This window comes from Sporomusa rhizae, from assembly GCF_041428845.1.
Classification (GTDB): Bacteria; Bacillota; Negativicutes; order Sporomusales; family Sporomusaceae; genus Sporomusa; species Sporomusa rhizae.
In genome coordinates, this window is sequence record NZ_CP156925.1 from 990,222 (window position 1) to 1,005,000 (window position 14,779).

General features: G+C 43.8%; 9 protein-coding genes and 3 rRNA genes (1 of these 12 running past the window's edge). All 12 read left to right on the forward strand.

Annotated elements, in window-relative coordinates; genetic code table 11:
- Nucleotide 1 precedes the first annotated feature (1 nt).
- The gene (locus SRRS_RS04580) at nt 2-754 is read left to right on the forward strand and encodes an ABC transporter ATP-binding protein (protein WP_371366643.1); all 753 of its coding nucleotides are present in this window, start codon (nt 2-4) and stop codon (nt 752-754) included.
- Nucleotides 751-1,497, forward strand: coding sequence for an ABC transporter permease (locus SRRS_RS04585; RefSeq protein WP_371366645.1), 747 nt, complete (start codon nt 751-753; stop codon nt 1,495-1,497). Before SRRS_RS04580 ends, SRRS_RS04585 begins: the two co-directional genes overlap by 4 nt.
- 204 nt (nt 1,498-1,701) lie before the next feature.
- Nucleotides 1,702-3,051, forward strand: a complete 1,350-nt coding sequence (brnQ, locus tag SRRS_RS04590) for a branched-chain amino acid transport system II carrier protein (RefSeq protein ID WP_371366647.1) — start codon at nt 1,702-1,704, stop codon at nt 3,049-3,051.
- A gap of 1,403 nt (nt 3,052-4,454) precedes the next feature.
- Nucleotides 4,455-6,128: a ribonuclease J gene (locus tag SRRS_RS04595; RefSeq protein WP_371366649.1), complete on the forward strand. Its 1,674-nt coding sequence runs from the start codon at nt 4,455-4,457 to the stop codon at nt 6,126-6,128.
- A 156-nt stretch (nt 6,129-6,284) separates the two neighbouring features.
- Nucleotides 6,285-6,542: a hypothetical protein gene (locus SRRS_RS04600; RefSeq protein ID WP_371366651.1), complete on the forward strand. Its 258-nt coding sequence runs from the start codon at nt 6,285-6,287 to the stop codon at nt 6,540-6,542.
- A gap of 91 nt (nt 6,543-6,633) precedes the next feature.
- Nucleotides 6,634-7,308 carry a response regulator transcription factor gene (locus tag SRRS_RS04605; RefSeq protein WP_371366652.1) on the forward strand — a complete coding sequence of 225 codons (675 nt, stop codon included), beginning with the start codon at nt 6,634-6,636 and terminating at the stop codon, nt 7,306-7,308.
- Between the two features lies 1 nt (nt 7,309).
- A complete protein-coding gene (locus SRRS_RS04610) occupies nt 7,310-8,584 on the forward strand; it encodes a sensor histidine kinase (RefSeq protein WP_371366654.1) in 1,275 nt (424 codons plus the stop codon).
- Between the two features lie 827 nt (nt 8,585-9,411).
- Nucleotides 9,412-9,675: a TM1266 family iron-only hydrogenase system putative regulator gene (locus SRRS_RS04615; protein ID WP_371366656.1), complete on the forward strand. Its 264-nt coding sequence runs from the start codon at nt 9,412-9,414 to the stop codon at nt 9,673-9,675.
- Between the two features lie 113 nt (nt 9,676-9,788).
- Nucleotides 9,789-11,207, forward strand: a complete 1,419-nt coding sequence (gene hydG, locus SRRS_RS04620) for a [FeFe] hydrogenase H-cluster radical SAM maturase HydG (RefSeq protein WP_371366658.1) — start codon at nt 9,789-9,791, stop codon at nt 11,205-11,207.
- A gap of 542 nt (nt 11,208-11,749) precedes the next feature.
- Nucleotides 11,750-13,397, forward strand: a 16S ribosomal RNA gene (locus tag SRRS_RS04625).
- A 196-nt stretch (nt 13,398-13,593) separates the two neighbouring features.
- Nucleotides 13,594-13,710 (forward strand): 5S ribosomal RNA (gene rrf / locus SRRS_RS04630).
- Between the two features lie 330 nt (nt 13,711-14,040).
- Nucleotides 14,041-14,779 (forward strand): 23S ribosomal RNA (locus SRRS_RS04635); it runs 2,176 nt beyond the window's last position.
- The 16S, 23S and 5S rRNA genes sit together here, the layout of an rRNA operon.

Consider the following 14,779-nt stretch of genomic DNA (forward strand, 5'->3'; position numbering starts at 1 on the left):
TATGATTCAGATCAAGCAGTTAAGCGTCTCTTATGAGGCTAGAGGGGTTTCGTATCCTGTGCTCAAAGACATAAACCTGGAGTTTGCCGCAGGTGAAACTTGTGCTATCATTGGCCCGTCCGGTTGTGGTAAATCAACGCTGCTCAAGGTAATGGCAGGGATAGTTACCCGGTACGACGGCCTTGTTGAAATAAGTGGTCAGCCGGTCACACCAAAACAGCAGACTATTGGTTTTATTCCGCAGAATTACGGGCTGCTGCCCTGGAAAACCATTTATGAGAACATTCGTCTTGGAGTAAAACTAAAGCATAAAAATACTAAGGATAGTGGCCAGAATTTATCAGCCATGCTGCAACTGTTAGGACTTAGCGGCCTCGAATACCGTTATCCGGGGGAGTTAAGCGGCGGTCAGCAGCAGCGGGTGGCTTTAGCGCGCGCTTTTCTCTTAGATCCTGACTTGTTATTAATGGATGAACCTTTTTCTGCGCTTGACGCTATGACTCGTGAGGAAATCCAAAACGTATTTCTTCAGGTATGGCGGCAACATTCTGTTTCGACTATTTTAGTTACCCACCATGTTGAAGAAGCCGTCTATTTGGGACGGAAAATTGTAATTTTGTCAGCGGCTCCCGGAACTGTCAGCAAGGTTATTGATAATCCCTTGTTCGGGCTGGAAGACGTCCGAAATCAACAAGCTTTTTTTGAGTTGTGTATTGAGCTAAGAAAGATGATAAAAGAGGATTGGTCAAAGTGAACGAAAGAGGACCGGGAGTTTGGTATCTATATGGCACAATTATATTCTTTGTAATTTGGCAGATTATTGCCAGTTTGGTTAATCTGCCGATTATTCCTTCTCCTAAAGCGGTCATGGTGAACTTGACCCAAATTTTTGTGTCTCAGATTGCTATTCACGGTTTTTACAGTCTTTGGCGGATTGTCGCCGGAGTGCTGTTAGCTATACTTGTGGGCATATCTCTGGGGCTTTGTATGGGTTACTTTTCCGCGTGGGACAAGTTATTTTCACCGCTTGTCTATTTAACCTACCCTATTCCTAAAATTGCGCTTTTGCCTGTTGTTATGCTGATTTTTGGCCTTGAGGAAATTTCTAAGATATTGATGATATTCTTAATTGTGGTTTTCCAGGTTATTGTGGCAGTTCGGGACGGTGTGAAAAGCATTCCCAAGGAAGCGTACTTCCCCATGTATTCGCTAGGGGCCAGTTACATTGATATTTTCCGGGAAATATTAATTCCAGCCTCGATGCCTAAGTTTTTAACCTCATTGCGGGTAGCAATGGCTACCGCCGTATCGGTGCTGTTCTTTACCGAAACCTTCGGCACTCAATACGGGATGGGGTATTTCATCATGGATGCCTGGCTGCGCGTCAATTATCTGGAGATGTACTCAGGCATTGTTGCGTTAAGCAGCATTGGTTTAACGCTATTTAGCACCATTGACTACCTGGAAAGAAAGCTTTGTAGTTGGCAATATCAATAAGTATATTGCCTAAAAAATGTAATAAAGCAAACTAATAATTGCTAACATAGACCAGCAAGCCACTGCAGGGCTTGCTGGTTTTATATTTCAAGAGGAAATAGCCTGTGGTAACAGATATAAGTTCAAAATAAGGATACATAAAATTGATTTTATTGTAAACATGTAATATAATGGTACGATATAACTACGGAAAGGATGTTTAAAATGGAGGCAAAAAAAATATCATTTGGGGATACACTGGCCATTGGGCTCATGTTGTTTTCTCTTTTCTTTGGCGCAGGAAATCTAATTTTTCCACCTGCCTTGGGACAAGCGGCAGGTAGTAATATATGGACGGCTATGATTGGGTTTCTACTCACCGGGGTTGGCTTACCGCTCTTAGGAGTATTGGCTATCGGTTTGTCAGGGAGTAGTGACGCCGGGGCTTTAGCCAGAAAAGTTCATCCGCGGTTTGCCACTGTTTTAATGGTGAGTACATATTTAACTATTGGACCTTTGTTCGCCATCCCTCGTACCGGGGCAGTTTCCTATGAAATCGGTATTAAGCCTTTTTTGTCAGGCGAGGCTGCCAGTCAAGGCGTGGGACTTATCATCTATTCGCTGGTGTTTTTTGCAGTTACCTGCTGGCTTGCCTTAAATCCCACCAAAATTGTTGACAGGGTTGGCAAGGTATTAACGCCGGCTCTGCTGATTATGTTAGGCTTTTTGGTAATCCAGGCTTTTATCAGCCCAATGGGAGTACCACAGGCTCCGACCGGCCAATATCAAAGCTATGCCTTCTTTAAGGGATTTCAGGAAGGGTATTTAACAATGGATACCTTAGCCTCAATCGTATTTGGTATAATCGTTATTAACGCAATTAAGAGCAAAGGTGTACAAAGCGCCAAAGAAATCACCAAAGTTTGTACAGGGGCCGGCTTGATAGCTGCCTCATTCCTGGGAATTGTCTATGTTTCACTAGCTTATCTTGGCGCTACCAGCGTAGGGGCAATCGGGCAAGCAGCAAATGGCGGAATCATATTATCCAAGGCGGCGAATCTGTACTATGGCTCTTTTGGCAACTTGGTTTTAGGTTTGGCAATTTTATTTGCGTGTTTAACGACAAGTATCGGATTAGTATCTTCCTGTGCTACGTATTTCGCACAATTTTTCCCAAAACTGAATTACCGGATGCTGGTATTTATATTGTCAGCTTTCAGTACTGTTATTGCCAATGTTGGTTTAACGCAGCTGATATCTTTTTCGGTGCCTGTGCTTGTTAGTATCTATCCCTTGGTTATCGTGTTAATTTTTCTTTCTTTCTTGGACCCGCTGTTTAATAGCTGTTCGGAAGTGTATCGCGGCAGCTTGCTTTTTACAACGATTGTAAGTGTTGTTGACGGGCTGGTGGCAGCTAACCTTCCCTTGGGTGTTGTACACAAGTTCTTTAGTAAGTATGTGCCGTTATTCGATGTTAGTCTTGGGTGGCTGGTACCCGCAATCGTCGGAGCGGTATTAGGATACTTATTGTCACTGGCTAATGCAAAATCGGAAGTTAAGCTTGAATCTATTTAGTAATTGCCCAAATACATACAGGAACAAAGGAGCAGGACTGCACTTAGTCCCGCTCTTTTTGCATCAAAATGGCATTTTAATAAAAAGGAGGAATGTTAGCTATGTGGGTAAAATAATTCATAATATCAATGTTCAGTGAGAAAGAAAAACAGGCTCTGTTGCCAATAGTAAGTACGAAAGTAATTGAGAAGGGGGAACGTTGTTTGCAGATTATTATCGAACCTGAAGCCAAAACTTATATTCTCAATAAGGCCGCCGACCCCGTCGTTTCTATTGAACTTGTTGAACGGCCGCTGGGGATTTGAAAAGGTGGTAATTGCGGGCCGGTACCTCGCCGCCCATCCGTGCGATTGGGTGTTAACAATAGTATAGACCGTTATAATAAAGAAATAGTTGACGGTATAATTGTTTATTACCATCCGGACTTGCCTGATCTCTACCGCAAAGCGATTATCCTGTTGGAGAAAATCTTTTTTATTAAGCGGCTAGGTGTGATAGGAAAAAACCAATAAGCAATAATGTACAGAACCATGGTACTCGTATCTTTCGCATAAAGCATTTTTTAGGGATAAGTCTTGTTATAAGCAAGACTTATTTTTTTATTTATGTACAATGGATATTTTGTCCGCTTTCGCAAAGTGCTATTTCTGAGATGGGGAATATGGTTTGCGCTAATGCTTGTAGTAGTTTTACTAATATCGCCGCCCACTTTGCTTATCGATGAAAATGGACAAGGAGGACTGCCTGTGTCGCAGGTAAGAGTTGTTAAATTAGCGGATGATGGTATTGCAGTAAATATTTATATAGGATTATGTAAATAATATATAGTGAAAAGACTTTAAGCAACTTAATTATTCTAAAGGATTTTTAGTTAAAACAGCTTGGTTTACTTTTTCCAACAATGAGCCATTTGCGCTAAAATTTGCAAAATACGCGTCATTTGTATATAATAGAGGGACTAGTTAGAGATCGGCGTTAAGTTTAATCATATTGTGCGGATGATAATGTAACGTTGAGTAAAAACTAGGACCGCCGGGGTCCTAGTCTAAATTTATCCTGCGATTAACCACCTCTAAGTACGGGTATAGGCGATCGGATAAATCCCGGGATAAGGGCGATAACTTTCAGATGAGGCTAAACCCCGCCTGAAGTTAAGTCTACTCTGTCTCAACAGCAAGCTTGATTTTTGTTATTGGCAAAAGTTATTTACGCTGTCAACTAATGAACGGCGCAAGCATGTCTTATTTACCTGGGGCTGAACTTATTCTAAGACTCCCAACCGATTAAGTGGAGTTAAAAGAAAAATAGTCCAGGTAGAAGCAGCTACTTTTATGGAGGAATAAAAGCCTAAATGAGGATAAGCTGCTACTGTTTATCGAATTTTAATAATATTATATATTTTTATGGAGGTTCTCTTGAATACTAACGAAAAACTTTTAATCATTCCGCTGGGGGGGCTTGGTGAGATCGGAAAAAACATGACGGTATTCCGTTATGGTGACGATATAATTGTTATTGACTCAGGCCTGGCATTCCCCGAAGAAGACATGTTGGGTATTGATTTAGTAATACCTGATATGACTTATCTTATTGAAAATAAGGACAAAATTAAGGCTGTTGTTTTAACTCATGGTCATGAAGATCATATTGGCTCGTTGTTTTATTTGCTGCGGCAGGTAGATGTGCCTGTATACGGATCGCCGCTGACTTTAGGTCTGGTTGAGGGGCGTTTAAAGGAATATGATGTATCGGACCGCAGGCTTATTCCTGTTGCTCCTGGTGATTCTATAAAACTGGGCCAGTTTGAGGTTGGTTTTATCCGTGTTAACCACTCGATTTCGGATGCATTGGCTATTTCTTTAAAAACTCCGATTGGAACGATTGTTCATACCGGGGATTTCAAGATAGACCAAACTCCGGTTGACGGCAAAATGATTGATATTCATAAATTTGCTGAATTAGGTAACCAGGGAGTGCTGGTATTACTTTCTGATAGTACAAATGCCGAGCGCGCCGGTTATACTAAGTCCGAACGTACTGTAAGCGAAGTTTTGGATGAATATTTTGCGTCGACTAAAGGCCGGATTATATTGACAACTTTTGCCTCGAATGTGTCGAGATTACAACAGGCAATTAATTCAGCGATTACTTACGGACGTAAAGTAGCTCTGCTTGGCCGGAGTATGGTTACGGTTGTGAATAAGGCAGCCGAGTTGGGGTATATGGACATACCTGAGGGGGTCTTGATTGGGGTTGAAGAAATCAACCGCTATCCTGATAATCAGATCCTGATCTTGACTACCGGCAGCCAGGGTGAGCCCATGGCAGCTCTTAGCCGGTTAGCCTCAAAAAACCATCGCAGCTTAGAATTGACTCCGGGTGATACCGTACTTATAGCCGCTACACCAATACCTGGCAATGAACGCTCAGTCGGGAGGACGATCGACGCATTAATGCGACTTGGCGTAAATGTTGTTTACGAGCGGGGATCAGGAATTCACGTTTCTGGCCATGGCAGCCAGGAAGAACTTAAGCTTATTTTGAATCTAACCCGGCCTAGGTATCTTATTCCCGTTCATGGCGAGCACAGAATGCTTAAACAACATGGCAGGCTGGCCAATGAAATTGGAATACCCAAAGAAAATGTCTTTATTGGCGAGAATGGTCATGTTTTTGAATTTACTGCTGAGACAGGACGCTTTGCTGGTAAAGTTGCTTCTGGAAAAATTTTTGTAGATGGATTAGGGGTTGGCGATGTCGGCAATATTGTAATCCGGGACAGACGGCAATTATCCCAGGACGGGGTTTTGATTGTTGTCGTTACACTGGATAAGGCAAAAGGCTGTATTTTGGATGGGCCGGACATTGTTTCCAGGGGATTTGTATATGTGCGGGATTCGGATGCGTTGATTGACGAAGCTCGCAACATAGTCAAAGGTGTTTTAGAGCGATTTGAAAATCAGCCGATTACCGAGTGGGCTCCACTTAAATCAGGTATTAGGGAAGCACTGACTAAGTATTTGTTCTCGAAGACTGGGCGCAGACCGATGATTTTGCCCATAATTATGGATCTATAACATAGTTTTAGCTAATCTACAAGGCTGTGGAGCCCGTATGGGTCTTCGCAGTCTTTTATTTTTTACGAGCGATTTTCTAAAACAAAACAAAAAAATGCAATGTATAATGAAAACATTATTTTAGGAAACGAATAGTCTGAGGAAGAGGTGAAAAAAATGAAAAAAATAATACATCGCATGGTAAGCGGATTTCTAAGTCTGGTCACGACGTTTTTGATTATGGCCTCGCCGGTCGCGGCCATGGTCTATATATCCGAACCGGATATTGCGGCTGAAAGCTTTAGTATAAAAGATCAAACGGTGTCGATAGCGGAAAAGAATGCGCAGGTGGATAGTGTCTTGACATATATTTCGTCTAAGCAACATACGGCAGCCGTAGATGATAATAAGCATGTCTTGACAGAAAAGGAATAATGGCCTACGCTTTGGGTAAGTGTACTATGTGTGGGCAGAAAGCTCTTACCTGCGCTATGAACATACGGCGTAAGGAACAAGGAGTGGTTTGGTGAAGATTTTAGTTGTGGAAGATGATCATGCACTGCGGGAGGCCATCGTTTCACTATTAAAAGAGGAGAACTATTTTATAGATGAAGCTGCCGTCGGTGATGAAGGATTATACTTAGCTGAACAGGGTATTTATGACTTAATGATACTGGATATTATGCTGCCTGAGATTAACGGTCTTGAAATTGTGAAAAGAATCCGGTCTAAAGGCAATACTCTGCCTATTTTATTGTTAACAGCGCGGGACAGTGTAGATGACAGGGTTTGCGGATTAGAAACAGGGGCGGATGATTATTTAGTCAAGCCGTTTGCCATTCAGGAGCTTTTGGCTAGAATTAAGGCGCTTTTACGGCGCAGTGGTTCGCTTGCAAATGACGGCAAGATTGGTTATGGCGGTATATGGGTCGATAGCAAATTGCGCGACGGGTTTATTGATAACCATCCACTGGGGTTAACGGCCAAGGAATATGAATTGCTGGAATTCTTGGTCTTAAACAAAGAGCAGATTTTAACTAGAGAACAAATTTTTGACCGAGTGTGGGGCTTCGAATCGGAAACCACAATTAGTGTTGTTGATTTATATATTCATTATCTGCGCAAAAAGCTAGCCCCGATGGGGCGGGAAAGTTTACTGCAAACTGTGCGGGGCGCGGGTTTTATGTTTAAGGAGAAATAGGATGTTTCAGCGTACATTACGTCGTTTGTCGGCTATGAATTCGATCGTTTTTTTAATTATCTTCATGGTTTTCGGGACAGTAATCTACGGCTATATATCCTATCGACTTTTTGACAAAGTTGACGATGCCATGCGGCTCAAGGCAACTAACTTTCGAATAGTCAATGGTCGGATTATTCCGCAGAGCCGCAACCGTTTTTTATTTGATCCGCGTGTAATTATCATGTTGCGCGATGTTAATGGAGGAACTGTTAATATATTTTATACTGATGATAACGACATCACGCGCTTAAGCGAACTGGTGGAGGATCAGAAACCGGATGATAGAATAGTTACTAAAGAATTCGAAAATCATTCTTACCGGGTTATAACCTTTCCTTATCCGTTCGAAGATAATTTATTGATGACAGATCGTGGCCCAATCGCTATCAACGGCATTATTGCCATAACATTAGTGGATTCAGAAGTGGCCTCGCTGCGACACTTGCTGATTATTATTGCGAGCGGCATGATAACCGGGGTTCTCATTATTATTCTTGCCGGCTACTATCTGGCGAAGCGGGCAATGGTTCCTATTCAGAAGTCCTGGGACCGCCAGCAACAGTTCGTTGCTGATGCTTCCCACGAACTTAGGACACCACTGGCTGTGGTAAAAAGCAATGCCGAATTGATGCTCAGGCACCCGGATCATACCATTGAAGAAGAAAGTATTCGAGTTACCAACATTGCTAGAGAAACTAGGCGAATGACTAAGCTGGTTTCTGACTTGCTTACTCTGGCAAGGTCTGATGCCAACCAAAGTGAGTTAAAACTTAGCCTGGTGAGCGTAAACGAATTAATTAATGCTGTTGCCGAACAGTTTGTCCCGTTGGCCGAAATGGAGGGCATCACCCTGCAGGCGGAAATAAGTGAACAATTGGAACTAACCGCAGATAGGGAACGCCTCCATCAGTTACTGGTGATACTTTTGGACAATGCGATAAAATATACCCTGCCGCCCGGGAAAATTTTTATAACAGCGACAAAACATGGCGGCAATATTTCAGTGGCTGTTGAAGATTCCGGCCAGGGAATACCACCCGAAGACTTGCAGCGTGTGTTTGACCGCTTCTTCCGCAGCGATAAAGCTCGTTCAAGGGAAAAAGGCGGAACCGGACTGGGTTTGGCTATTGCTAAATGGATTATTGACAAGCACGGCGGCAAAATAACAGTAGAGAGCAAGCTGGGCAGCGGTACTAAGTTTAGTATAATGTTGCCGGTTAAGAGAGTTTTTTAGGCGGATGAGGAGATTTCTGCCTAATCACTGATATGGATGAAGAATAAAGATTACAAATAGTATTGTATTAAAAATTCAGAAAATAATAAAACAAGCCTTGTTTTTTTGCAGCAATCATGCTAATATAAATACAATATTTGGGTGAGCTGTCTGAGATTGAGAGATCTACTCTTTCTTGTAGTGAACCTCTTTAATGAATTGAAAAAAAGTATCGTGCTAATACATGAGGGTTCGTCCCAAATGAGAAGGCGAGAGTATAGGGGTAATATGTAGAGGAGCATAATTGTGTATGTTCCCCTTAATTATTGTCATTCTATCCTTGTGCCTATTTGGGTACAAGGATTTTTTATCTTGATAGAAAGTACAACTTTTGCCTGGATAAGGGCAATAGCGGCTTCCGCTTTCGCCAAGGCTCGGCGTAAGCCGTGTTTTTTTAAAGATAAGAAAGTATAAGTTTTCAGAGGCTGAGGCGGGAGGAATGGCGCGGGTTTGCGGAATCTTACTTTTGGCAATTGACCCAAAAGTAACAAAAGGTCTAGGCCCGAAGCCTCCAAAAGCTGAAAAGCCAGACAGTACTCCTAAAATCCGTAAACTCGCTGCGCTCAAACAGTACGGATTTCTTAACGGAATACCGCCCGGCTTTTCTCCTGCGGAACGTTTTCTCCGGCAAAGGGCCAGGGGTTACGGGAGTTGCCGGGGTTAATGGATTTGAGTACCGGATTTCGGTATCAAAGGCCCGCGCTAGCAGGTTTTTTTATATATCTGTGATTAAACCGCTCTAAGAATTCTAGCTTTTTAACTCTACTTTATAGCGAAAGGACAATTTAATGGAGACTAGAATTGCACTAATCGGAATTGTGGTTGAGAATAAAGATTCATCCCAGAAAATAAACGATATTCTTCATGAATACGGAGAATATATCGTAGGCAGAATGGGAATACCCTACCCCAAACGTGGTGTTGCCGTAATCAGCATTGTGATGGATGCGCCTAACAATATTATCAGCGCTCTGTCCGGTAAGTTGGGAATGATTCCTCACGTTAATATTAAAACTGTGTATTCTAAGTTATCGTCAACTACAGAAAATTAACAGGTACGAAACTCTTGTAAAGGGATGCATGTATGTATATGTAACCGGAGTAGGTTATCCGCTGTAGGGACAGTGGAATTTTAATAAAAATTATGGGTAAAGGAGTCTTAAAAATGTATAACGTCAAATCAAAAAATGCCAGCGAATTTATTGATGATCACGAAATATTAGATACACTCGCTTATGCACAAGAAAACAAAAGCAACCGCGAATTGATTAGCAGCATTTTGGAACGGGCCAAGGATTGTAAAGGACTGAGCCATCGTGAAGCGGCAGTGCTTCTAGAATGTGATTTGGAAGATTTGAACGAAAAAATGATGTCGCTGGCTAAGGAAATAAAACAAAAGTTCTACGGAAACCGTATTGTAATGTTTGCACCTTTATATCTTTCTAATTACTGTATAAATGGTTGTGTATACTGCCCGTATCACCATAGCAATAAAAACATTTCCCGGAAGAAGCTTTCGCAGGGAGAAATTGCTCGTGAAGTAGTTGCTTTACAAGATATGGGGCATAAGCGCTTAGCTTTAGAGACAGGAGAAGACCCTGTTAATAACCCCATCGAATATGTTTTAGAAAGTATTAAAACTATTTATGGCATCAAGCATAAAAATGGCGCTATCCGCCGTGTTAATGTTAACATTGCCGCAACAACTGTAGAAAACTACCGTAAGTTAAGGGATGCCGGTATCGGTACGTATATACTCTTTCAGGAAACTTATAACAAAAAAAGTTATGAAGAGTTGCATCCGACCGGACCGAAGCATGATTATGCCTATCATACAGAGGCTATGGACCGGGCAATGGAAGCTGGGATCGACGATGTTGGGATTGGGGTTTTATTTGGTTTAAACATGTACCGTTACGATTTTGTTGGCTTACTTATGCATGCTGAACATTTAGAGGCTGCAATCGGAGTAGGCCCACATACTATCAGTGTTCCACGTATTCGCCCTGCGGACGATATTAATCCAGAAGACTTTTCTAATGCTATTTCTGATGATATTTTTGCTAAGATAGTAACAGTGCTTCGTATCGCGGTTCCGTATACTGGAATGATTGTATCCACCCGTGAATCTGAGAAAACCCGTGAACGCGTGCTGCAATTAGGGGTATCTCAAATTAGCGGCGGTTCTAGGACTAGTGTGGGTGGGTATGTCGAGCCTGAAGCAGAAGAGGATAACTCGGCCCAATTTGATGTAAGTGATACACGCACTTTGGACGAAATAGTCAACTGGTTATTAAGCCTGGGTTATATTCCAAGTTTCTGTACTGCCTGCTACCGCGAAGGACGTACAGGAGATCGGTTTATGAGTCTTGTAAAATCCGGACAAATTGCAAACTGTTGTCAGCCAAATGCGCTTATGACACTTAAGGAATACCTAGAGGATTATGCTTCGGAAGATACCAGGATAAAAGGAGAGGCAGTAATTGACAACGAGATTCCCCGCATTACCAATGAAAAAGTCCGTAAAATTGCAATAGAACATTTACGTGAACTTCATGACGGAAAACGGGATTTCCGCTTCTAGTATTAAAAAAATAAATAAAAGAAACGCCAGGCTGCAAAGTTTGGCGTTTCTTTATCTTTATATGTTACTAAATTGGGTTATTTCTAAGGTGAGAGTCTCGAATATTGCCAGTAGGATAATAGCATCTAGAAATTTACAGTTGACTTAATGCCAATATCGTGATAATCTATAAAAGTCGCTGATAGCGGCGCCAATAATTGGAATGAATAATAATGTTGACATAAACAAATGAAAATGTTATTATAATATTCCGCCGTTAAGCAGCGGTAACAACAAAAGTGGTCCCGGACAAAGCGTACCGTCCATGGTACGTCCGTGACACTAGCGCATCCGTGCGCGTCGTTCCCTGAAAACTGAACAATGTAAGTAATGCATCATAGCGTACTATCGTATGAGCCTCATAATATGCATGGCTGTATAGCCGTCGTGTTATGGCGCCTCAATACAATGTACGGAAAGCCAGATGTGCGGTGCTCATTGAGCACACAAAACAATTTCTTTTTTTTGAATTTTATGAGCCATCAAGGCTCCATAAATATATTTTTATGGAGAGTTTGATCCTGGCTCAGGACGAACGCTGGCGGCGTGCCTAACACATGCAAGTCGAACGGAGTTGTTAGCAATAACAACTTAGTGGCGAACGGGTGAGTAACGCGTAGATAACCTGCCTCTAAAATGGGGACAACACCGCGAAAGTGGTGCTAATACCGAATGTGGTATCTTTATCGCATGATAGAGATAAGAAAGATGGCCTCTATATATAAGCTATCGTTTAGAGATGGGTCTGCGTCTGATTAGCTAGTTGGTGAGGTAAAGGCTCACCAAGGCGACGATCAGTAGCCGGTCTGAGAGGATGAACGGCCACACTGGGACTGAGACACGGCCCAGACTCCTACGGGAGGCAGCAGTGGGGAATCTTCCGCAATGGACGAAAGTCTGACGGAGCAACGCCGCGTGAGTGAAGAAGGTTTTCGGATCGTAAAACTCTGTCGTTTGGGACGAACGTGCTTTGGGTAAATAATCTAAAGTAATGACGGTACCAAAGGAGGAAGCCACGGCTAACTACGTGCCAGCAGCCGCGGTAATACGTAGGTGGCAAGCGTTGTCCGGAATTATTGGGCGTAAAGGGCGTGTAGGTGGATTCTTAAGTCGTGTGTCTAAGTGCGGGGCTCAACCCCGTATGGGCGCAGGAAACTGGGGATCTTGAGTGCAGGAGAGGAAAGTGGAATTCCCAGTGTAGCGGTGAAATGCGTAGATATTGGGAGGAACACCAGTGGCGAAGGCGACTTTCTGGACTGTGTCTGACACTGAGGCGCGAAAGCTAGGGGAGCGAACGGGATTAGATACCCCGGTAGTCCTAGCCGTAAACGATGGGTACTAGGTGTAGGAGGTATCGACCCCTCCTGTGCCGGAGTTAACGCAATAAGTACCCCGCCTGGGGAGTACGGCCGCAAGGTTGAAACTCAAAGGAATTGACGGGGGCCCGCACAAGCGGTGGAGTATGTGGTTTAATTCGACGCAACGCGAAGAACCTTACCAGGGCTTGACATTGAGTGAAAAACTTAGAGATAAGTTCCTCCCTTCGGGGACACGAAAACAGGTGGTGCATGGCTGTCGTCAGCTCGTGTCGTGAGATGTTGGGTTAAGTCCCGCAACGAGCGCAACCCTTATCCTTTGTTGCCAGCGCGTAATGGTGGGAACTCAAAGGAGACTGCCGCAGACAATGCGGAGGAAGGCGGGGATGACGTCAAGTCATCATGCCCCTTATGTCCTGGGCTACACACGTACTACAATGGGCTTAAACAAAGCGAAGCAAGCCTGCGAAGGTAAGCCAAACGCATAAACAAGCTCTCAGTTCGGATCGGAGGCTGCAACTCGCCTCCGTGAAGTCGGAATCGCTAGTAATCGCAGGTCAGCATACTGCGGTGAATACGTTCCCGGGCCTTGTACACACCGCCCGTCACACCACGAAAGTTGGAAACACCCGAAGCCGGTGGGATAACCGATTCGACATTGGATTTTCGACATACGATATTCGTAAGGAAAAGGAACTCCGCAAGAACCTTACGAAAGTCAAAAGTCGAAGGTCGAATGTCGAACCGGGGTCAGCCGTCTAAGGTGGGGCCGATGATTGGGGTGAAGTCGTAACAAGGTAGCCGTATCGGAAGGTGCGGCTGGATCACCTCCTTTCTAGGGAGAACTGCTCGACGTTCGATAGTCGACCTTTGACTTTCGACATAAAAATCGAGCTACTTCTAGGTCGGTACATTTGGCAGATGCACAAGCACTTACATTGTTTGGTTTTGAGGGAATGCCAATTACCATAAGTTACTTGTTGAAATACACAAGTGACTATGATAACATAGATATTCCTGAAACAAAAGAATCCAGTGACGATAGCTGTGGGGCTCCACCTGTTCCCATACCGAACACAGTAGTTAAGCCCATAAACGCCGAAGGTACTTGGTTGGAAACGGCCTGGGAGATTAGGAAGTTGCTGGTTCATCTCGATGTTCGACGATCGACCTGCGACATTCGATGAAAATCGAAAGTCTAAAGTCGTAAATCGAAAGTCGAGAAAGTGTTCCTTGAAAACTGCACAGAAGAAAGCAAAAGTAAAGTAATGCCTCATATATTATATGAGAAGTTCTTTACGCGCAATTAGGATATACTGAAGGCAAAACGTAAGCTATGAATATGGCGACGTGAAACTGGCTAGTGTGTATCAGATGCGAGGCGGACCGGAAGACGTGAAGCGCGGCGTACTGACAAGTACGTAAGCAAGCGTCTGAGGACCAACGAAGCAGATGATGCGCAATAGACAGTTGAACTAAGTCAAGTTAGTAAGGGCATACGGTGGATGCCTAGGCGCCAAGAGCCGAAGAAGGACGCGGTAAGCTGCGAAAAGTCATGGGGAGTCGCAAGCAGACATTGATCCATGAATTTCCGAATGGGGGAACCCGGCGGTGGTAATGCACCGTCACCTAGCTTATGCTAGGAGGGCACCCGGGGAACTGAAACATCTAAGTACCCGGAGGAAAAGTAATCAAACGAGATTCCCTAAGTAGCGGCGAGCGAACGGGGAAGAGCCCAAACCAGAGAGCTTTGCTCTTTGGGGTTGAGGACTGACAGAAGTTAGGTCAGGTCTAGTCGAACTACCTGGAAAGGTAGGCCGCAGAAGGTAAAAGCCCTGTAAGCGAAAGACAGAGCCTAATGGTCAGAATCCAGAGTACCACGGGACACGAGGAACCCTGTGGGAAGCAGGGGGGACCACCCTCCAAGGCAAAATACTCCTTGGCGACCGATAGCGCATAGTACCGTGAGGGAAAGGTGAAAAGCACCCCGGGAGGGGAGTGAAAGAGAACCTGAAACCGTATGTCTACAAGCAGTCGAAGACCCTTATGTGGTCGACGGCGTGCCTATTGAAGAATGAACCGGCGAGTTACAGTAACTAGCGAGGTTAAGTGGAAAACACGGAGCCGAAGCGAAAGCGAGTCTAAATAGGGCGAGAGTTAGTTATTGTAGACCCGAAACCGCAGTGATCTATCCATGTCCAGGTTGAAGCGCAGGTA